This is a genomic window from Streptomyces sp. NPDC007808 (assembly GCF_042868655.1).
Taxonomy (GTDB): domain Bacteria; phylum Actinomycetota; class Actinomycetes; order Streptomycetales; family Streptomycetaceae; genus Streptomyces.
The window spans coordinates 723,478-743,668 of record NZ_JBIAEQ010000002.1 but is presented as its reverse complement, the minus strand read 5'-3'; the positions used below and the strand labels follow the sequence as shown (position 1 = coordinate 743,668).

Sequence of the window (20,191 nt, the reverse complement as noted above, 5' to 3'; positions counted from 1 at the left end):
GAGTCGGGCATGGCGGCGGCTACCGTGGGCGAATGTCTGTTCAACGCACCAGTGAGGTCGATCGGGTCGCGGCTGCCTGGCGGAAGGTGACCGGCTGGCTCGTCGAGCATGCGCCCGTCTCCTACGCTTCTCTCCTTGCGCCTGCGACGGAGGAGGAGATCGCCGCGGCCGACTCCCGCCTGAGGCATGCCGTCGGGTTCGGGCTGCCCGTGGAACTGGCGGCGCTGTGGCGGCTGTGCGGCGGTGTGGAGCACCAGTACATCGAGGCCAACGAGGAAGCGGGCGAGGTCGGTTCGGGGGCGTTCCTGCCGGGCGGGGTTCTGCTCGGTCCGGAGGATGCGCTGCGGCCGCGGCTGCCGGAGGTCGGGCGCGGCGACATGTGGGGCTCCGCGGTGGTGCCTTGGCTGACCGGCGACGAGGCGGGACCCGAGTCGGGGCTCTACGTGGGCGAGGACGGCGTCGGCTCCTGGTCGCTGCCGGACGATCTCGCGTGTGACAAGCCCGGGTATCCGTCGATCGCCGCCTATCTGGAGGCCGTTCACCGCACGCTCACCGAGGGGCCGGCGGACGCCATGGGCCCCGATGTGCCCGGCCTGGTGTGGGGCTGTCTGATCTGGGACGACCCAGAGGCTCCACTGCTGGACGATGCGTTGGAGCACTGGCACCCCGTGCACTGAGCGTGCCACTGCCCGGGACCCTTCTGGCTGACGGGCCCCGGGCCGGTGTGCGGGGGCTACGGCTTCTTCATCTCGCAGACGAGCGTCGCCGCACCGGTGCTGCAGCCCCTGAACCACGAAACGCCCGGGTCGATGGCGAACGCGTCGCCGTCGATGACCCGCATCTGCGCCAGGAACTCATTGCCGTACTTGTTCATCGCACCCTGGTTGACGTACCCCGACATCGAGGAACGGCCGCACTTCTCGCTGAACGTCGGTGCGTCGTAGCGCGTGTCGTCCAGGAGGTGCTCACTGCCGTCGTCGGCCTTCGCCGCCACGGTCTGGATGCATTCGCCGCCGCCGGCCGTGCCGGCCGGGTTCAACCCGCCGGCGGAAGCGGGCAGGCCGACGGTCTCGTACGTCGAGGCGAACGGAACCTCGTCGCAGTTCACCTTGTCCGGGTTGGGCAGGGGGACCTGTGGGCGCGCGCGGGTGTACTGACACACGGGTGTACTGACGGCTCGGAGGTCGGGCGAGTCCATGATTTCCTGAATTCAGGATTCTCTGTACCGTGGACGGGTGCTGACTCTCGCCCCCGATATCGAGGTCCTGGTCCGTTTCGGTCGCGCGCTCGCCGACCCCATCCGCTGCCGCATCCTGCTCGCGCTCCGCGAGGCCCCCGCCTACCCCGCGGACCTCGCCGACGTGCTCGGCGTCTCCCGTACCAGGCTGTCGAACCACCTGGCCTGTCTTCGGGACTGCGGCCTCGTCGTCACCGTGCCCGACGGACGGCGCACCCGGTACGAGCTCGCCGACGAACGCCTCGGCCACGCCCTGGACGACCTGCGCACGGCCGTGGTCGCGGTCGAGGCGGACAGGACGTGTGCCGACGCCGCGGAAAAGGGCTGCTGCTGATGGCCTCCGAGACACCCGGAATATCGACGCCCCTCGGCCCGTCCCCGGCCGCGTCCCCGGCCGCGTCCCCGTCCCCGTCTCCGTCCGCGGCCCCGGCCCGACGCGCCCCACTCGCCCGCCGCGACGCACTCGCCCGACGGATACGCCTGCTGGTCGCCGCGACCCTCACCTACAACATCGTCGAGGCGATCGTCGCGATCACGGCCGGGACGATCGCCTCCTCCACCGCGCTGATCGGCTTCGGCCTGGACTCCGTCATCGAGGTCTCCTCCGCCGCCGCGGTCGCCTGGCAGTTCTCCGCCCGCGACCACGCCGTACGCGAGGCACGCGAGAAGACGACCCTGCGGATCATCGCCTTCTCGTTCCTCACCCTGGCCGCCTACGTCACCGTCGACGCCGCCCGCGCCCTCACCGGCACCGCAGAGGCCGAACGCTCCGTTCCCGGCATCGTCCTCGCCGCCCTGTCGCTCGCCGTGATGCCCTTCCTGTCCGCCGCCCAGCGGCGCGCCGGACGCGAACTCGGCTCCGCCTCTGCGGTCGCCGACTCCAAACAGACCCTGCTGTGCACCTACCTCTCCGCCGTCCTCCTGGCCGGCCTGGTCCTCAACGCCACCCTCGGCTGGACATGGGCCGACCCCGTCGCCGCCCTCGTCATCGCCGCGATCGCCGTCAAGGAAGGCCGCGACGCCTGGCGCGGCGAAGGCTGCTGTGCCCCGGCTGCCCCTTCGGCAACGCCGTCGGCCGACACCGGGACGGACGCGTGCGGTTGCCGTCCCGGCTGCGACTGCTGCGCCCAGTAGCCTGGCGCCGGAGGCGAGGGCGGCGGCTTCGGGGCACCCGGCCGTGTAGTAGGGCCTGCGCTAGGCGGGCCCCGGCCCGCTCGGGGCCCGGGAGGTGGGGTTGCCGGGGTCCGGTGGGTGGGGCAGGAGGAGGGGGAGCAGGTCCGCGGGTATCTCGGCGGAGGTGGTGCGGGCGGCGTTGAGCAGGGCGTCGATCCGGTGGGCGATCTCGGGCGAGGTCGTCGCCAGACCGGTGTCGCGCAGCAGTCTGATCGCCTGCCAGTCGGGGGCAGCGGGGCGTCGGGCGAGTACGTGCACGAGTTCCACGCCGGCGGCCCTGGCGATCTGTCGGGTCGGGTCGGTCAGCAGCCGGCGGACCGCCGGGTCGTTCGCGGGGTCCTTGAACAGGTGGGCCAGGTTGCGGGCGACGCGGAACCGGACCCAGTCGTCCCAGGTGTCCAGCAGCCGTCCGAGGATGCGCTCCCGCCAGGATTCGGCGACGGGGGCGATCAGCACCAGCCGCAGCAGATAGCGCTCGTTCCACGTCGCCTCGATGTACGAGAGCAGCGGTACGCGCGCCGGTGCGGGCACCTTTCCGAAGTCGGAGATCAGCCGGTTCCGTGCGGCCTGGCGGATCGCGACGTCGGAAGCGTCCAGGAACTCCCGGAAGATGCGCTGGCCCCAGGGGGCGGTCCACATGATGTCGGCATGCCGGAGGAAGCCGTGCAGGGCGGAGCTGCGCACCCCGACGCCGGCGCTGTCGGCCATCCGCCGCACCAGTCGCCGGACGACCTCGGTGAGCTGCGGGTCGGCGCGGACGCAGCGGTCGAGCCCCTCCTCGATGCTGGGATGCCGCAGGGCGAGGTATCCGCCGGTCGGGGTGCCGTGCCACAGGACGTAGTCGCTCACCGCGTCGAGGGCCATGTCGAAGGAGGTGATCCCCACGTGGCCGAGGTCGCCGTCCCGGACCGCGGCATCGAAGAGTCGGCGGACCGTCTCCCGATCGACGTGCTCCGAGGACAAGGTGGCGACGAGATACAGGAATGCCTGTTCCACCAGGGGCAGAAGCCGGACCTGCCGGCCGAATTCCGAGGAGACGTCCCGATAGCCGGGCAGCCGTGTCAGTGCTTCTTCGGCGTCCGGGACGTCCCCGGTGTTACGGATGAACAGTTCGACGTTGTGCGGTACGGGCAGGGCGTCGGTGATGCGGGTGATGACGGACGCCGACACGGGAGTCCAGCGCGGGCGGTAGCAGGCGACGTACCGCTCGGCGATCATCTTCAACTGGTCGGTGGTGTACGCGGTCTCCACGGCGAGTCGCTGGCTCAGGGTGATCGTGTAGTCGGCGAAGGAGTCGATGATCACCTTGTCGAAGACGGCGGAGCGCGACGTGATGACGACCCGGCACCTTCTGGCGGCCACCAGGTCCAGGAACCGCCGCAGGTTGGTGACGAACTCCGGCATGTCGATGGGGACCGTCGCCCCGAAAGGGTCCTCCAGATATATGGCGTGGTCGTTCGGGAACAGTTTGGCGAGCCGGTCCTCGAACCTGCCCGGTGATGTGCTCAGCGCCAGACTGAGCTGCTGGGAGTTCACCCAGCTGGGAGAGAACCCGGACCGCGAGTAGAGCCTCCACAACAGTTCGACGGCGGTGAAGGTCTTGCCGACGTGCGGATCGCCCACGATGAACACGACGTGGTGACGTTCGAGGATGGCGACGATGTCGTCGTACTGCTGGGGAGGCACGAACACCGAGGTGAGCTGGGCGTACGGACTGGCCTCCGCGTGGCGGTCGAGGCCGAGTTCGTCGAGGAAGTCGTCCAGCGTGCGGTCCTCGGACACCTCCGAGGCGGCGATTGCCGTGATCTCCCGTGCCAGTGTGAGGAGTTCGCTGTCGAGCGGGGACCCGACCAACTCCGTGGCGGCGCGCAGAATCGACACCAGCGGGGGCTCGGTGCCGGGTGCGTGGTGGTGGCGGGCGCAACGGTCCACGACCACGGCACAGAACTCGATGGTCGAGCCGTCCACGGGAATGCTGTCGAGAAGGTCCGTGTCGAACGCGGCGTCCTGGAGCAGGGCTTGGCGCAGGCCGGGTCTGTCGATGCCCGGGACACGGCGCAGCAGACGCTGTGCCTGCTGACGTATTCGGCCCGGTACGGCTCGGTGGGGCGGGTCGGTCATCTCAGCGCAGGAATTCCTCGGGACGGGTCTTCTGCTGCAGGGCGAGGTCGGCGAGCCTGCGCTGCTCCGGGTCGTGTCCGGCTTCCGCGACCACGCGGTCGTACCAGAGCGCCGCCGTCTCGGGTTCACCGACCCTGCGGTACTGCTCGCCGATCAGGTACTTGATGGTCTGGGCGTGCTCACCGGTGACGGAGTTGTCCTCGACCGCCCTCTCGAAGTGCTCGATCGCCTGTCGGCGCAGGTAGTCCTGGCCCTCGGCGTTCTCCACCTCCGGTTCGTCGCCCCATGCCCAAGCGGCCCGTAGGTACAGGCTTCCGATGACCTCCGAGTCCAGGCCCCGCCATTTGGCGATCCACGCGGCGTACTCGAAGCGGCGTGAGGCCGAGGAGCGCTCGTCGCGTACCAGGGGGGTGATGCGCTCGGCGATGAGCCGGGACACCTTCTCGTCCACGCTGCCCTCGAAAGCGTCGCTGCCGCCGGTGAACCCGCAGTTGTCGCAGGTGTGGATGAAGCCCCTGTCCGGCTGGGAACCGCCCGCGATCTCCCGGAAGTCGGTGGTGACGCCGCCCAGGTTGTTGGTGCTGCCGGTGACGTAGGACTCGAACCGAGTTCCGCAATTGGGGCAGTCGAAGTCACGCGGGAAGAGAGTGGTCATCCAAGGCCCCCTGAGACGAAGGCGGGAACGCCGGTCTGCCTGCGCAGCTCGCCGGGAAGGTGGTCGAGCACACTCGAGAGCAGGATGCCCTCGTTGCGGTAGAAGAACCGGCCGGTCGTCGGCTCGGGAATCCTGCCCCCACTGTGGTGGATCGCCACCACCTGCCAGTGGTCGTCCAGTACCGGGGAGCCCGAGGAGCCGGGGAGCGTGGACGTCAGGTACTGCACGACGTCCCCTCCCTGATAGGCGATCCGGTTGTGCTGCAGGGCGACCTGTTTGGGCTGCCCGGCCGGATGCTGCACGATGTTGACCCGGTCTCCGGTCCGTGGTGCGGTCCTCGACGCGCTCAGCCACCCCCACTCGCGCCCGGGCTGCCCGTCGATCGCGATGAGGGAGTAGTCCAGTTCGTCGCCCGGGCTCGTGTGCAGCAGGCCGCCCTCGGCTGCCCGGTACTCGCTGACCGGTCGGGGGCGGCCTTCGGCGTCGTCCTCGAAACCGAAGCGGAAAACGGATCCGCGTAACTGCTCTTCGTCACCGATGACGTGGTGGTTCGTCAGCAGGAGGCCGGGCGCGACGAGGAAGCCCGTGCCCGACCAACTGCGGGGTCCCACCCTGGTCTCGACGTATGCGACGGCGGCCGCGGCGCGCAGGCCCTCGGCCAGGAAGGACACGGGCCGCAGCGTGTTCTCGCCGATGATCTTCTCCTGGAACCGGGCGACGTCCCGGTCGCTCAGGGTTCCTCTCGGCTCGGGTCGGGCCGCCACCGGAACCATGAGGCCGTAGCGGTCGAGGATTCCGGTGAGGAGGGTGCGCTGCTCGACGCCCACGAGCAGGGTCAGCTCGTTGACGATCCGCCCGAGTGCCTCGTGTTCCGGGGAGATTCGCCCGTACGCGAGAGCGTGGGTCACCAGCCTGCTCGCCGCCACGTACGGCGAACCACTGAGGTCGACATGGGTGGCGAGCGGCGCCAGCCCCGCGTTCCGCACGAACTCGCCCCGATCGGCCTCCCGGGCGAACTCCGGTAACTCCTTCAGTACGGCGATCAGCGCCGTCCTGTCCTCCGGAGCCCGTTCGACCATCCGGCAGTCCCCCTTCGGGCCGTTCGCACGCCCCAGCGACCAGCGTCACAGCGGGCTCAGCGCCCACGGTATCCGTGACCGGTCGCCGGTGCCCGGCAACTGCCGGGACACGGTGTGCCCTTGGCGCTCTTGGGCGCGCTCTCGGGGCCGTGCCCTTCGCTCGCCGACAGCAGTTGCCGAGGTCCGCGTCAGGGTTCGCGGCGTACGACGCACAGTGCCCAGATGACGAAGGCGTACATCGCGATGAGGGTGAGGGACCAGACGGGGTAGTAGGGGATCGACAGGAAGTTGGCGATGATCAGCAGTGCCGCGATGCCCACACCGGCGACCCGGGCCCACGTGGCGCGGGTGAAGAGACCCGCGCTCACGGCCATGGCGATCACTCCGAGGGCCAGCTGGATCCAGCCCCAGCTGGTCAGGTCGAACTTGAAGATGTAGTTGGGGGTGGACACGTACACGTCGTCGTCGGCGATCGCCATGATGCCCCGGAAGAGATCCAGGATCCCGGCGAGGAACAGCAGAACGCCGGCGAACGTCACCAGGCCGCCGGCGGCGGCTTCCGTCCTGGTCGAGCGGTGGTGGGTCGTCGTCATGGTCGCTTCCTCATCGCTTCGGTGATCTCGTGACGCGGGGGACCCGTGCGCCTTCAGCGACGGGCTCCGCATCTCTCAGCGTGGGAGGCCGCAGGGGGAGACGTGATCACCCATGGCGGGTGAACCGGGCCGGACCCGGGTGGTGAAGCGCGTTCGGCGGCCCGGTCCGGGCACGGTGGCTTCCCGGTGTCCCGGCGGTCGTCACCGCCCGTCGGTACGCCGCCGGCGCGGGACGGTGACCGCCGCGTGGTGCCGACGTCCGCGTGATCACCCGCGGGGGGTGAGGCGGGACCGGGCGGTGCATGAAGGGCACCAGCGGCCCGGACGGCAGCCGCAGGTGTGCGCCACGTGATCCGCACGGGACCCGGCACCGAACTTCTGCCGGCCGTCCGCATCCGGCCACGCCGTCCCCGCGTCTACGACGGTATGGATCTCGAAAAGCCGCCACAGCCGCAGCGCCAGGACCCCGAGGGGTGCCTGGTCGTGGCGATCCGCGTCCCCGTGCGGATCGTCGTCCTCGTGCTGGTCGTGCCGGTGCGGATGGTGTGGGACGCGCTCGTGGTGAGCGGGCGGTTCCTGAACGACACGGTGCTGCGGCCGGTGGGCAGGGCGTCGCTGTGGCTGATGCGCGCGGTGTTCGTGTGGCCGTTCGTGGGGGTGTGGCGGTATGCCCTCGTGCCCCTCGCGAAGGGGCTCGCCTGGCTGGGGAACGCCCTCGTCGTCGTGCCCGCCGGGTGGCTGTACCGGTACGCGCTGACCCCCCTGGGACACGCCTGCGCCTGGGCGGCCCGCGGCGTCGGGTACGGCTTCGCGTGGCTGGGGCGCGGGATCCGGGCCGGGCTGGAGTGGGTGTACGTGCGTGTCCTCACGCCGGTCGGGCATGCGGTGGCGTGGGTGCTGAAAGGGCTCGGCGCGGTGCTCGGCGCCCTCGGGCTCGGGATGTTCGGCGCGGTCGCCTGGCTGGTGCGGTACCTCGTCGTCGTCCCAGCCCTGTGGGTGTACGAGTGGATCCTCGCGCCGGTCGGGCGGGCCGTCATGTGGTGCCTCCGGGGCCTCGCCCGGGGCGTGGGGGCAATCGCGACCGGTGTCGCAGTCGCCCTGTACTGGATCGGGCGCGTGCTGTTCGTGCTGCCCGCGGTGGGGCTGTACAGGTGGGTCCTCGCGCCCGTCGGCCGCGTGCTCGCCGTCGTCGGCAGGGAGACCCTGGACGCGCTCGGGCACGCGTGGCGGGTCGCCGGACGGATCTCGCTCGCCGTCGGCCGGTTCCTCGCCGCCCTCTTCCGGTGGATCTTCGTCGAGCCGGTGCGATGGGTGTACCGGACGGTGCTCACACCGATCGGGCACGTGGTCCGCGACGCCGTGCTGCGGCCCGTCGCCGAGGCCGCCCGCAGCGTGGGGCGGGCCGGTCGGCAGGCCCTCGCCGCCGCCCGGCAGTCCGCACGACAGGCGCGTGCCGACTTCCGGCGGATGCTGTTCGGGGAGCCGAAGCCACGGGAAGCGGTGGCCCGGCGGGAACCTCCGGGCGGCGGGACACGTACTCTTGGTAGCAGTACGACCGCTCTCACGAAGGACTGAACGACACTGGGCAAGCGACAGCCCGAAGGCCCGCCGCCCGCACCCGCGGTGCAGCGCATCCGACTGCGCTACACCAAGCGCGGCCGCCTCCGGTTCACCAGCCACCGTGACTTCCAGCGCGCCTTCGAGCGTGCGCTGCGCCGTGCCGAGGTGCCGATGGCGTACTCGGCGGGGTTCACGCCGCATCCGAAGGTGTCGTACGCCAATGCCGCACCCACCGGCACGGGCAGTGAGGCGGAGTACCTCGAGATCGCGCTCACCGAAGCGCGTGATCCCGAGCAGCTGAGAGCGCTTCTCGACGAGTCGCTGCCCGCCGGGCTCGACGTCATCGAGGCGGTCGAGGCCCGGATCTCCGGGCTCGCGGACCGGCTCACGGCGTCCGTCTGGGAGCTGCGGCTCGACGGTGTGGACCCGGCCGACGCCCAGCGCGCGGTCGACGCCTTCACCAGCGCCGACGCCGTCGAGGTGCAGCGCATGACCAAGAACGGCGTGCGGACCTTCGACGCCCGCCCGGCGGTCGTCCACCTGGAAAGCCTGCACAGCACCGACGGAACAGAGACGCACAGTTCGCGGGCTGATAGGCCGACCGACCAGCCCTGTGCGATACTGCGGCTGGTTGTTCGGCACGTGACGCCTGCCGTACGACCCGACGACGTCCTGTCCGGTCTCCGCGCCGTGGCCGACCTGGCGCCGCCGGTCCCCGCAGCGGTGACCAGGCTGGCGCAGGGGCTGTTCGATGAAGAGACCGGCACGGTGACCGACCCGCTCGCGCCTGACCGCGAGGCAGCGACGGCCCCAACCGAGGCCGCGCCCGCTGCCGCCGCGACGGCGCCGGCGTAAGGAAGGTTCCGCGTAGGGACGGACGTCGAAGCGCCGCCCTCGGACTCGGGAGCCACCTGGGTCGGGCAGCGCACCGACCAGAAGACTTTCGCCAGGCCGTACGCATTCGGTGTACGGAACCGGCGAGACAGGACACAGAGAGCTCCCGTGCGGCGCCCGCGCCCCGGACGGCGGCAGTCGCGCAACCCGCGAGCCGCGGACGTCACCGGCATATCGCCGGACCAGGCGCGGCGCCCGGGAGCCTGACGGGAGAAACGCCCGCATGCTCGAACCGACCGAACCCAACGAGGGTTCCGAACTGAACACTCCCAGCGACACCCTGCCGCCGCGTCGGCGGCGTCGCGCCTCGTCCCGCCCGGCGGGACCGCCCGCCGCCGCGGAGACGCAGCCCGCTGAGGTGGTCGAGCCGGCCATACCGGCCGCTGACGTGGCCGACGTCGCCGCGAGCGACGAGGCCGAGAAGCCCGACGAGAGCGTCGAGGCCGCCGAGGCCGAGGTGAACACCGAGGCAGCGGAAGCGGACGAGGCGGAAGAGACCGCCGTCGCCGAGGTGGCCGCACCCGCCGGTCGTCCCCGGCGGCGCGTGGTGCGCCGCGCTGCCGCGCCCACCGGGTCGCCGGCGGCCGCCGAGACCGCCGAGACCGTCGTGCCCACCCCCGCTCCGGTCGCCGAGGAGCCGAGCCCGGCCGTCGAGGCCGCCGCCCCGGCCGAGTCCGTGGAGGAGGAGGCGGCGCCGCGTCGTACGCGCCGTCGTGCCGTGCGTCGAGCCTCCGCGCCCGCCGGTGCTCCGGCCGCCGCCGAGACCGCCGAGACCGTGGTCTCCGCCGCCGAGGTGACGGCTGAGGTCACTGAGCCCGAGACCGTCGAGGCCGCCGCCCCGGCCGAGTCCGTGGAGGAGGAGACGGCGCCGCGTCGTACGCGCCGTCGTGCCGTGCGTCGGGCCTCCGCCCCCGCCGGTGCTCCGGGCGCCGCCGAGACCGCGGGCGCCGACGCGAGCACCGAGGCCGTCGCCGAGGAGCCCGCCGCGTCCGCCGGGACCGGCGAGGCCGAGGCCGCGGCCGAGGCCCCTGAGGAGGCCGCCCCGCGTCGTACGCGTCGGCGTGCCACGCGCCGGGTGACCGCGTCCGACGAGGGCACCGGCAGCGAGACGCCCGTCGCCGGCGAGGCGGCGCCTGCCGTCGAGACCTCGATCACGGCGGAGACCCCCGTGACCCCCGGCATCGACACGGAGACCGCCGCGGTGACCGGTGTCGGCGCCCCGGCGCAGGCCCCCGCCGCCGAGCCCGACGAGGAGACCGGCCCCCGCCGTCGCCGTCGGGTCGTGCGACGGGCCGCCACCGGATTCGCCGAGCCCGCTCGGTCCGCCGCCTCCGAGGCCGCCGAGGCCCCGCGCCCGGCACGGCCCGCGGTGGCCCTGTTCCAGGCGCCCGTGTTCACCGAGCCGCAGTTCCAGACGCCCGAGCGGGCCGCCGCCGAAGCCGCCGCCGAGACGGAGACCGAGGACGTCGAGGAGTACACGGAGGAGCAGGCCGGCGCGTCGCGTCGCCGTCGCCGTCGCCGTGGCGCGTCCGGTGAAGAGTCCGAGGCTCCGACCACCGACACCCCGACCACCGAGGCCGCCGCCGAGGACGAGTCCGAGGAAGCCGACGAGGCCGCCGAGGACATCGCCGAGGGCGACGAGACCGAGGAGACCGGCTCCCGGCGCCGTCGTCGGCGCGGTGGCCGTCGCCGTCGTCGCGGTGAGGCCGCGGAGAGCGACGCCGAGGGCGGTGACGCGGACAGCGAGGAACTCGCGGCCGAGCAGGCGGCGCAGGACGCCGAGGACACCGCCGAGCAGGAGGAAGAGGACGACGAGGCCCGCGACGAGGGCGCCGGGTCCAGCTCCAGCAGCCGTCGTCGCCGTCGCCGTCGCCGTCGCGCCGGTGACACCTCCGTCGACACCGAGCCCGGCGAGGGCGACCCCGAGCGCACCGTCGTCAAGGTCCGCGAGCCCCGCCCCGCGCGGGAAAAGGGTGCCGAGCCGTCCGACGAGGTGCAGTCCATCAAGGGCTCGACCCGCCTGGAGGCCAAGAAGCAGCGCCGCCGGGAAGGCCGTGAGCAGGGCCGCCGACGCGTTCCGATCATCACCGAGGCCGAGTTCCTGGCCCGCCGCGAGGCCGTCGAGCGCGTGATGGTCGTCCGGCAGCACGGCGACCGCACGCAGATCGGCGTCCTCGAGGACAACGTGCTCGTCGAGCACTACGTCAACAAGGAGCAGTCGACCTCGTACGTCGGCAACGTCTACCTCGGCAAGGTGCAGAACGTGCTGCCGTCGATGGAGGCCGCCTTCATCGACATCGGCAAGGGCCGCAACGCCGTCCTGTACGCCGGTGAGGTCAACTTCGAGGCGCTCGGCATGGCCAACGGGCCGCGTCGCATCGAGTCCGCCCTGAAGTCGGGCCAGTCGGTCCTCGTCCAGGTGACCAAGGACCCGATCGGGCACAAGGGCGCCCGTCTGACCAGCCAGGTCTCCCTCCCGGGCCGCTACCTCGTGTACGTGCCCGAGGGCTCGATGACCGGTATCAGCCGCAAGCTGCCCGACACCGAGCGGGCGCGTCTGAAGAGCATCCTCAAGAAGGTCGTCCCCGAGGACGCGGGCGTCATCGTGCGCACCGCCGCCGAGGGCGCGAGCGAGGACGAGCTGCGCAGGGACGTCGAGCGGCTGCAGGCGCAGTGGGAAGAGATCCAGAAGAAGGCCAAGAACGGCAACGCTCCGACGCTGCTGTACGGCGAGCCGGACATGACCGTCCGGGTCGTCCGGGACATCTTCAACGAGGACTTCTCCAAGGTCGTCGTCAGCGGTGACGAGGCCTGGCAGACCGTCCACGGGTATGTCTCGCACGTGGCCCCGGACTTGGCGGAGCGGCTGCAGAAGTGGACCTCCGAGGTCGACGTCTTCGCCACCTACCGGATCGACGAGCAGCTCGCCAAGGCGCTGGACCGCAAGGTCTGGCTGCCCAGCGGCGGTTCGCTGGTGATCGACCGGACCGAGGCGATGGTGGTCGTCGACGTCAACACCGGCAAGTTCACCGGTCAGGGCGGCAACCTCGAGGAGACCGTCACCAGGAACAACCTGGAGGCGGCCGAGGAGATCGTCCGCCAGCTGCGGCTGCGCGACCTCGGCGGCATCATCGTCATCGACTTCATCGACATGGTGCTGGAGTCCAACCGGGACCTGGTGCTGCGGCGCCTGCTGGAGTGCCTGGGCCGGGACCGGACGAAGCACCAGGTGGCGGAAGTGACCTCGCTGGGCCTGGTGCAGATGACCCGTAAGCGGGTCGGTCAGGGCCTGCTGGAGTCCTTCTCCGAGACCTGCGTCCACTGCAACGGGCGCGGTGTCATCGTGCACATGGAGCAGCCCACGGCCGTCGGTGGCGGTGGTGGCAAGCGCAAGAAGCGGGCGCGTGCCGGTGCCGGTCCCGAGCAGGTGCACGAGGCGTCCGTCGCCGTCGAGCCGGTCGAGACGGCCGAGGAGGAGGCGGAGACCGAAGCCGAGGTCGCCGCCGAGGTCGCCGAGCCGGTCGCGCTCGCGGAGCCCGCCTTCACACCGGACGAGGAGCTGTACAGCAGCGTCGCCGAGGCGGAGGCCGCGGTCGCGCGTGGTGGACGTTCGCGCCGGCGTGGCGGTCGCCGCGTGTCCGCTCCGGCGGGTGCGCCGCGCAAGCCCGAGACGGTCGCCACGGCTCAGGACGTGACGGTCGAGGAGGAGATCGCGCGTCCGGTGCAGCCGGAGTCGGCAGCCGAGGCCAAGGCCGAGCCGGCGGCCGTGGAGGACGCGGTCGTCGGGACGCCCGCAGCCGAGACGCCCGCAGCCGAGGCACCGGCCGTCGAGGAGGCCGCGCCCAAGGGACGTACGCGGCGTCGCGCGACCCGCAAGGTGTCGGCGCCCGCCGGGTCGCCCGCGGGGGCCGAGGCCGCCGTGGTGACGGTCGGCGAGACGGCGTCCACGACGCCCGAGCCGCAGGCGTCAGCCGAGCAGGCCGAGCAGGCCGAGCAGGCCGAGCAGGCTCCGGCCGAGGCGGTCGCCGAGAGCGCCGCCCCGGCCCGCCCGCGGCGTCGTGCCGTGCGCAAGGCCACCGCGCCGACGGCGTCCGAGGAGGCGGCCGTCGTGGTCGTCCCGGCCACGGAGACCCAGCCCGAGGCCCCCGCCGCGCAGGAGCCCGCCCCCGCGGGGGAGGCCCCGGCCGCGGAGGAGGGCGTCGAGGAGACGGCTCCGGCGAAGAAGACGGCCCGTAAGACGGCCAAGAAGGCGACGGCGAAGAAGGCCGCCACCAAGAAGACCGCGGCCAAGAAGACGGCTGCCAAGAAGGTCACGGCCAAGAAGGCGGCGAAGACCGCCAAGACGGCCGCGGCCAAGTCGACGGCGAAGAAGACCACGGTCTCGGCCGCCACCGACGAGAGCTGAACCCCTGGCTGTGCGGCCGGTCGACGTGACCGGCCGCACAGCCGCGGGACCCGGCCCGGTTTGACCCCCTCGGCCGCGGCCCCGTAACCTTGACCCTCGGCGTGTCCGCGGATATAGGACGCGCCACATCCCCGTAAACCTCTTCCTCCGGAGCACCGGGTGCTCCGGAGAGGCCGCCCGCGTGCCGGGTTGCTGGACTGCGGGGGTGCCGTTCCCGAGCGAGAGAGTGAGATCCGCGTGTACGCCATCGTGCGCAGCGGTGGTCGCCAGCACAAGGTTGCTGTCGGCGACATCGTTGAGGTTGACAAGATTTCCACTGCCAAGGTTGGCGACACGGTCGAGCTCTCGACCCTGCTCGTTGTCGACGGCGACGCTGTGACCAGTGACCCGTGGGTGCTGGCCGGCATCAAGGTCCAGGCCGAGGTCGTGGACCACCACAAGGGCCAGAAGATCGACATTCTGCGCTACAAGAACAAGACCGGCTACCGCCGTCGTCAGGGCCACCGCCAGCAGTACACGGCGATCAAGGTCACTGAGATCCCCACGGCTGCGAAGTAAGGGACTGAGAACAGATGGCACACAAGAAGGGCGCATCGTCCACCCGGAACGGTCGCGACTCGAACGCCCAGCGGCTCGGCGTGAAGCGCTTCGGCGGTCAGGTCGTCAGCGCGGGTGAGATCCTGGTCCGCCAGCGCGGCACCCACTTCCACCCCGGTGCGGGCGTCGGCCGTGGCGGCGACGACACGCTGTTCGCGCTGCAGGCCGGTGCGGTGGAGTTCGGCACCAGCCGTGGCCGCAAGGTCGTGAACATCGTTCCGGTCGCCTGAAGCAGCCCCCTCAGGGCTCAGGCGCGGTAGAGCGTTTCGCGAGGCGGACCTCACTTCCCCTGTGGGAAGGCGGGTCCGCCTTTCGCGTGTTACGCAAGAGACAAACCCTACGTATTCAGTGCTGGAGGCACCCACCATGACCACCTTCGTGGACCGCGTCGAGCTGCATGTCGCCGCGGGTAACGGAGGCCACGGCTGTGCCTCCGTCCACCGTGAGAAGTTCAAGCCGCTCGGCGGACCCGACGGCGGCAACGGCGGGCGCGGCGGGGACGTGATCCTCACCGTCGACCAGTCGATCACCACGCTGCTCGACTACCACCACTCCCCGCACCGCAAGGCCACCAACGGCAAGCCCGGTGAGGGCGGCAACCGGTCGGGCAAGGACGGGCAGGACCTGGTGCTGCCGGTGCCCGACGGCACCGTGGTGCTGGACAAGGCGGGCAATGTGCTCGCCGACCTGGTCGGGCACGGCACGTCCTTCGTCGCCGCCCAGGGCGGCCGGGGCGGCCTCGGGAACGCGGCGCTGGCGTCGGCACGGCGCAAGGCGCCCGGGTTCGCGCTGCTCGGTGAGCCCGGGGGCCTGAAGGACATCGTCCTGGAGCTGAAGACGGTCGCCGACGTGGCGCTGGTCGGCTACCCGAGCGCCGGCAAGTCCTCGCTGATCTCCGTGCTGAGCGCCGCCAAGCCGAAGATCGCGGACTACCCCTTCACGACGCTCGTGCCCAACCTCGGTGTGGTGACCGCCGGTTCGACCGTGTACACCATCGCCGACGTCCCCGGCCTCATTCCGGGCGCCAGCCAGGGCAAGGGCCTGGGCCTGGAGTTCCTGCGGCACGTGGAGCGGTGCAGTGTGCTCGTGCACGTCCTGGACACCGCGACGCTGGAGTCCGACCGCGACCCCCTCTCCGACCTCGACGTCATCGAGGCGGAGCTGCGGGAGTACGGCGGCCTCGACAACCGGCCGCGGATCGTGGTCCTGAACAAGATCGACGTACCGGACGGCAAGGATCTCGCCGAGATGGTGCGGCCGGACCTGGAAGCCCGCGGATACCGGGTCTTCGAGGTGTCCGCGGTGGCGCACATGGGACTGAAGGAGCTGTCGTTCGCGCTGGCCGAGCTGGTGGGCAGGGCGCGGGCCGCGAAGCCGAAGGAAGAGGCGACGCGGATCGTCATCCGGCCGAAGGCCGTCGACGACGCCGGGTTCACCGTGACGCGCGAGGAGGTCGGCGGCGAGCCGCTGTTCCGGGTGCGCGGCGAGAAGCCCGAGCGCTGGGTGCGGCAGACCGACTTCAACAACGACGAGGCCGTGGGCTATCTCGCGGACCGGCTCAACCGCCTGGGTGTGGAAGAGGAGTTGATGAAGGCCGGGGCCCGCTCCGGTGACGGCGTGGCCATCGGGCCCGAGGAGAACGCCGTGGTCTTCGACTGGGAGCCGTCGGTGACGGCCGGTGCGGAGATGCTCGGGCGGCGTGGCGAGGACCATCGCTTCGAGGCGCCTCGGCCCGCGGCGCAGCGACGACGTGACAAGCAGGCCGAACGGGACGAGGCGGCGCAGGAGTTCGACGACTTCGAGCCGTTCTGAGGTTGCCGGCCGCGAGGCCGCCTGCTGTGAGGACGCCGGGGTGCTGACAAGCGCCCCGGCGTTTGTGCTGACGTCGACCGGGGGCTTCCGCTACCCGGGGGGCGGGCACACCCGGGCCGGCGTCGCACGGCACGGGCGGGACCCAGCGACGAGCCCGGCCGAATCGGTTACGCCGTGAAAAATTCCGGCGAACTCCAGGGCAACCCCCGCCTACCCCGGTGAGTCGTACTGGGCGGCGTGAAGAGGATCTTGAACCTCGGCACGCGTTCCCACCGCCCTTCTCGATCCCCGGAGTCGACGTGGTCCCCATGGCTTCGCGTTCCCGCCGCCGCACCTTCCTCTCCCGCCGCAGACGGCTGGCCCTCGCCACCGGCGTCGCCGTGGTCGCCGGTGCGTTGGCGGTGCCCGCCGTCGACGCCGCCACCGGGGAGGCCACGGCCGCCACGCCGAGCGCCAAGCGGCTGCACGACGACTTCAACGGGGACGGGCACCGCGACCTGGCGATCGGGGCGCCGGGCGCCGCGCCGGGCGGTGAGGGCAGGAGCGGTGCGGTCAGTGTGCTGTACGGCTCCTCCGGCGGGCTGTCGACCTCGCGCAAGCAGGTGCTGAACGGGCCGGCCGACGAATACAGCGGCGGTTACGGTGCGCAGCTCCAGAGCGCCGATCTGGACGGGGACGGGTACGCGGACCTGCTGTCGGTCGAAGGTGTCTTCCTGCACGAGCTCGGTTACGCCCTCGTCGTCAACTGGGGTGGTCCCCAGGGGCTTTCGACCACGAAGACCACCCTGACCTGGTCCCCGCAGAGCGAGTGGCAGGGGGGCTTCACCGTCGCGGACGTGGACGGTGACAAGCGTCCGGACGTGGTGACGTCGAGCACCGACGACTGGGCGGGCGAGGCCGACGAGGCGGACGGCACGGTGTGGCACGGTCCCTTCACCCGGACCGGACAGGCGGCGAAGAAGGACACCTTCCGCGTCTTCGCCGGGGAGCCGGCGCTCATGCACTCGCTGACCTCCGGTGACGTCAACGGCGACGGGGTCGCCGACATCGTCGTACGCATGGGAGGCAACGGGTCGCCGGACTCGCGCGAGGCCGCCCTTCTCCTGGGCGGCAGCGGCGGGCTCACCCCGAAGGGCCGGCTCAAGGACGCGGAGGGCAGGCTCGTCGGCGGCGAGGACGCCGTGATCGGCGACCTGAACAAGGACGGGTACGGCGATATCGTCGTCGGCCGCGAGGACACGTCGGGCGGCTCGCTGACGGTCGTCCACGGCGGCCCCGCCGGTTTCTCCACCACCCGCAAGCCGGTGGTCATCAACCAGGCCACGACCGGTGTGCCCGGCACCGCCGAGCAGGGGGACGGCATGGGCTCGGGTCTGTCCGTCGGTGACACCAACGGCGACGGCTACCTCGACGTGGCGACCGGGCTCCCCGGCGAGGACCTGAACGGCGTCACCGACGCGGGCGCCGTGCTCGTGCTGCGCGGCAGCGCGAACGGCCTGACCGGGAGCGGCTCCAAGGTGTTCACCCAGAACACCAGCGGTGTTCCCGGCACCGCCGAGAAGGGCGACAAGTTCGGCGCGCAGACCGCCCTCGTCGACGCCGACGGCGACAAGAAGGACGGACTGGTCGTCGGCGCCCCGGCGGAGAACGCCGGCAACGGTTCCGTGTGGGTCTTCCGCGCCACGTCCAGCGGCATCACCGCGAGTGGCTCCTTCTCGTTCGGCCCGACCACGATGGGCATCCCCGCGGCCGGGGCCGGTTTCGGGAGCTCGTTGGCGGACTGACGGCGACGACGTCCGGCGAGGGCTTCGACGGGGTGAGCGGCGCCGGCGGGGTCGTCGTGCTGCGCGGCGGCGCGAGTGGGCTGACCGGTGCCGGCGCCACCGGGGCCGACCAGAACACCGCCGGCGTTCCGGACGTGGCGGAGACCGGCGCCGACTGGACGACGCGAAGCTGGCTTCAATTACTGACCCGGCCGGGGTTCAATCACTGACCGACCGACAGACCCGTTGTGGCAAGGGTGCGTTCTCGTGCCGCAGCGGGTCTTCTGTTGTCTCCCTGTTTGTCATGCACGCGAAGTATGCCGTTCAGCGGGCGGTCCGCCCACAAGCATGAGCATCCGAAGTGTCCAAGAGGCCAGCGAGGCAAGGGAGTTCGACGATGACCGCAGCGATCGGGTCCATGTCCCCCGACCGACGCCGCTTTCTGACCGCCGGAGCAGCGCTGCTCGGCGCCGCCGCTTCCGCGCAGCTGTGGTTGCCGGCCACCGCGCGCGCCGCCGAAACGCCACTGCCCGACGGGGTGTTCAGCCTCGGTGTGGCCTCCGGCGACCCCCTGCCCGACGGTGTCGTGCTGTGGACGCGCCTCGCGCCGGACCCGCTGAACGGTGGCGGCATGCCCGACGCCGTCGTTCCGGTCGAGTGGGAGATCTGCGAGGACGAGCGGTTCAGAAAACCGGCCCGCCGGGGCGTCGCCGAGGCCCGGCCCGAGTTGGGGCACAGCGTCCACGTGGACGTACGACGGCTGCGCCCGGGCCGTACCTACTGGTACCGGTTCCGCGCCGGCGGCCAGCTGTCGCCCGTCGGCCGCACGCGCACCGCACCCCACGCGTACAGCTCCGGCGGCCGGCTGCGGATGGCGCTGGCCTCCTGCCAGAACTGGCAGCACGGCTACTTCACTCCGTACGCCGACATGCTGGCCCAGGACCCCGACTTCGTCCTGTTCGTCGGCGACTACATATACGAGTCCCGGCCGTCGGCGACGGCCCTGCGCCGGCACGAGGGCAACGACGAGCCCTACACGCTGGTCCAGTACCGCAACCGGTACGCCCAGTACCGCACCGACCCCGACCTCGCCGCCATGCACGCGAACGCCCCCTGGGTGGTCACCTTCGACGACCACGAGGTCGACAACGACTTCGCCGGCGACATCCCGCAGGACCCGGACAAACAGCCGCACGACGCCTTCGTGGCCCGTCTCACCGCGGCCTACCAGGCGTTCTACGAGCACATGCCGGTCAGGGCGAGCGCCGTCCCGAACGGCCCGCACATCCAGATGTACCGCCGTCTGGAGTTCGGCAGACTGGCCCGGCTCAGTGTGCTGGACACCCGGCAGTACCGCAGCGACCAGGCCACCAGCCAGGAAGGCGCCCAGGACCCTTCGCTCACCATGCTCGGCGCCGAGCAGAAGCGGTGGCTGCTGAACGGGCTGCGGTACTCACCGGCCCGCTGGAACATGATCGGCTCGCAGATCATGATGGGCGAGACCGACCTCAAGGTCGGCGAGGGCAAGCTCTGGTACTACGACGCCTGGGACGGTTACCAGGTCGAGCGCAACGCCTTGATGCGGGAGCTGAAGGACGTCCGCAACCCGGTCGTGTTCACCGGCGACCGCCACCTGACGATGATCAGCGACCTCAAGGAGGACTACGCGGACCCCGACTCCGACGTCGTGGGCGCCGAGTTCGTGGGCACGTCCGTCTCCAGCAACGGCGACCAGGACCAGGACGCCTTCCACCGGGAGTGGGACCCGCGCGTCCCGGACAACCCGCACTGGAAGCTGCTCGACGCCCACCGCGGCTACCACCTCTTCGACATCCGCCGCGACGGCATCGACGCGCAGGTCAGGATCGTGGACACGGTCCGGCAGCCGACGGCGACGCCGAGCACGCGGGCACGGCTCCGGGTGGAGGCGGGGCGGCCGGGCGTCGAAGTCGTGTAACTCACGTCACATTTGAGGAGGGGCCCGGGACTCATGTGCGTCCCGGGCCCTTCGTGATGGCGCGAATCCCGCGGTCTCCCTCGCCGATACCGAAATGCTGCGGAATCTTGATAAGGAATTCCGCGCCGATGAACTGCCCCGCGGAGCGCTATTCACAGCTGTCCGAAACAGCGCTGTGACGGATATGAAGAACACGTGCATCCCCGGTCCCGGTGGTGTGAAGATCGGCACCCCGCGACGGGTCGACGGGGTCATCGCGCGGATCGTGCGGAGACGGCGGGGCGAATACGCGGGACGCGGCGTGAATTGTGAGCCGACATGCCCCTTTTGTCCTGCCTGTGCTGC

17 protein-coding genes are annotated in these 20,191 nt (G+C 71.4%); 12 read left to right on the top strand and 5 right to left on the bottom strand.

Annotated elements, in window-relative coordinates; translation table 11 throughout:
* Positions 1 to 32: 32 nt before the first annotated feature.
* The gene (locus ACFYNL_RS09590; RefSeq protein WP_388799257.1) at positions 33 to 677 is read left to right on the top strand and encodes a hypothetical protein; all 645 of its coding nucleotides are present in this window, start codon (positions 33 to 35) and stop codon (positions 675 to 677) included.
* A 56-nt stretch (positions 678 to 733) separates the two neighbouring features.
* Here the strand turns inward: ACFYNL_RS09590 and ACFYNL_RS09585 are convergent, their stop codons facing one another.
* Complete coding sequence (locus ACFYNL_RS09585; RefSeq protein WP_388799254.1) at positions 734 to 1,162, bottom strand: hypothetical protein; 429 nt, start codon at positions 1,160 to 1,162, stop codon at positions 734 to 736.
* A 73-nt stretch (positions 1,163 to 1,235) separates the two neighbouring features.
* Between ACFYNL_RS09585 and ACFYNL_RS09580 the strand changes: the two genes are divergently transcribed.
* Both ACFYNL_RS09580 and ACFYNL_RS09575 read left to right on the top strand, forming a co-directional pair.
* Positions 1,236 to 1,571 carry an ArsR/SmtB family transcription factor gene (locus ACFYNL_RS09580; RefSeq protein ID WP_388799251.1) on the top strand — a complete coding sequence of 112 codons (336 nt, stop codon included), beginning with the start codon at positions 1,236 to 1,238 and terminating at the stop codon, positions 1,569 to 1,571.
* Complete coding sequence (locus ACFYNL_RS09575) at positions 1,571 to 2,371, top strand: cation transporter (protein WP_388799248.1); 801 nt, start codon at positions 1,571 to 1,573, stop codon at positions 2,369 to 2,371. The genes ACFYNL_RS09580 and ACFYNL_RS09575 overlap by 1 nt, the downstream gene beginning before the upstream one ends.
* Before the next feature lie 60 nt (positions 2,372 to 2,431).
* Here ACFYNL_RS09575 and ACFYNL_RS09570 read toward each other — a convergent pair whose 3' ends face one another.
* From ACFYNL_RS09570 to ACFYNL_RS09555, 4 genes are all read right to left on the bottom strand, one after another.
* Positions 2,432 to 4,531 (bottom strand): hypothetical protein, encoded by a 2,100-nt coding sequence (locus tag ACFYNL_RS09570; RefSeq protein ID WP_388799245.1) that lies wholly within the window; start codon positions 4,529 to 4,531, stop codon positions 2,432 to 2,434.
* 1 nt (position 4,532) lies between these two features.
* On the bottom strand, positions 4,533 to 5,186 hold the full coding sequence (locus tag ACFYNL_RS09565; RefSeq protein ID WP_388799242.1) for a DUF2225 domain-containing protein: 654 nt from the start codon (positions 5,184 to 5,186) through the stop codon (positions 4,533 to 4,535).
* The gene (locus tag ACFYNL_RS09560; RefSeq protein ID WP_388799239.1) at positions 5,183 to 6,265 is read right to left on the bottom strand and encodes a trypsin-like peptidase domain-containing protein; all 1,083 of its coding nucleotides are present in this window, start codon (positions 6,263 to 6,265) and stop codon (positions 5,183 to 5,185) included. The genes ACFYNL_RS09565 and ACFYNL_RS09560 overlap by 4 nt, the downstream gene beginning before the upstream one ends.
* 188 nt (positions 6,266 to 6,453) lie before the next feature.
* Positions 6,454 to 6,858, bottom strand: coding sequence for a hypothetical protein (locus ACFYNL_RS09555; protein WP_388799236.1), 405 nt, complete (start codon positions 6,856 to 6,858; stop codon positions 6,454 to 6,456).
* Positions 6,859 to 7,284: 426 nt separating this feature from the next.
* Between ACFYNL_RS09555 and ACFYNL_RS09550 the strand changes: the two genes are divergently transcribed.
* The 9 genes from ACFYNL_RS09550 to ACFYNL_RS09510 all read left to right on the top strand — a co-directional run bounded on the left by ACFYNL_RS09550 (position 7,285) and on the right by ACFYNL_RS09510 (position 19,846).
* Positions 7,285 to 8,433, top strand: coding sequence for a hypothetical protein (locus ACFYNL_RS09550; RefSeq protein ID WP_388800577.1), 1,149 nt, complete (start codon positions 7,285 to 7,287; stop codon positions 8,431 to 8,433).
* 48 nt (positions 8,434 to 8,481) lie between these two features.
* Complete coding sequence (locus ACFYNL_RS09545) at positions 8,482 to 9,273, top strand: TIGR03936 family radical SAM-associated protein (RefSeq protein WP_388799233.1); 792 nt, start codon at positions 8,482 to 8,484, stop codon at positions 9,271 to 9,273.
* Positions 9,274 to 9,535: 262 nt separating this feature from the next.
* A complete protein-coding gene (locus ACFYNL_RS09540; protein ID WP_388799230.1) occupies positions 9,536 to 13,717 on the top strand; it encodes a ribonuclease E/G in 4,182 nt (1,393 codons plus the stop codon).
* A gap of 237 nt (positions 13,718 to 13,954) precedes the next feature.
* On the top strand, positions 13,955 to 14,275 hold the full coding sequence (gene rplU / locus ACFYNL_RS09535) for a 50S ribosomal protein L21 (RefSeq protein WP_003990208.1): 321 nt from the start codon (positions 13,955 to 13,957) through the stop codon (positions 14,273 to 14,275).
* Positions 14,276 to 14,289: 14 nt separating this feature from the next.
* Positions 14,290 to 14,544: a 50S ribosomal protein L27 gene (rpmA, locus tag ACFYNL_RS09530; protein ID WP_004988181.1), complete on the top strand. Its 255-nt coding sequence runs from the start codon at positions 14,290 to 14,292 to the stop codon at positions 14,542 to 14,544.
* A 136-nt stretch (positions 14,545 to 14,680) separates the two neighbouring features.
* Positions 14,681 to 16,126: a GTPase ObgE gene (gene obgE, locus ACFYNL_RS09525; protein WP_388799228.1), complete on the top strand. Its 1,446-nt coding sequence runs from the start codon at positions 14,681 to 14,683 to the stop codon at positions 16,124 to 16,126.
* A 308-nt stretch (positions 16,127 to 16,434) separates the two neighbouring features.
* Positions 16,435 to 17,910, top strand: a complete 1,476-nt coding sequence (locus ACFYNL_RS09520) for an FG-GAP-like repeat-containing protein (protein WP_388799225.1) — start codon at positions 16,435 to 16,437, stop codon at positions 17,908 to 17,910.
* Positions 17,911 to 17,942: 32 nt separating this feature from the next.
* Positions 17,943 to 18,119 (top strand): hypothetical protein, encoded by a 177-nt coding sequence (locus ACFYNL_RS09515; RefSeq protein ID WP_388799222.1) that lies wholly within the window; start codon positions 17,943 to 17,945, stop codon positions 18,117 to 18,119.
* Between the two features lie 167 nt (positions 18,120 to 18,286).
* Positions 18,287 to 19,846, top strand: coding sequence for an alkaline phosphatase D family protein (locus ACFYNL_RS09510; RefSeq protein WP_388799219.1), 1,560 nt, complete (start codon positions 18,287 to 18,289; stop codon positions 19,844 to 19,846).
* Positions 19,847 to 20,191 lie beyond the last annotated feature (345 nt).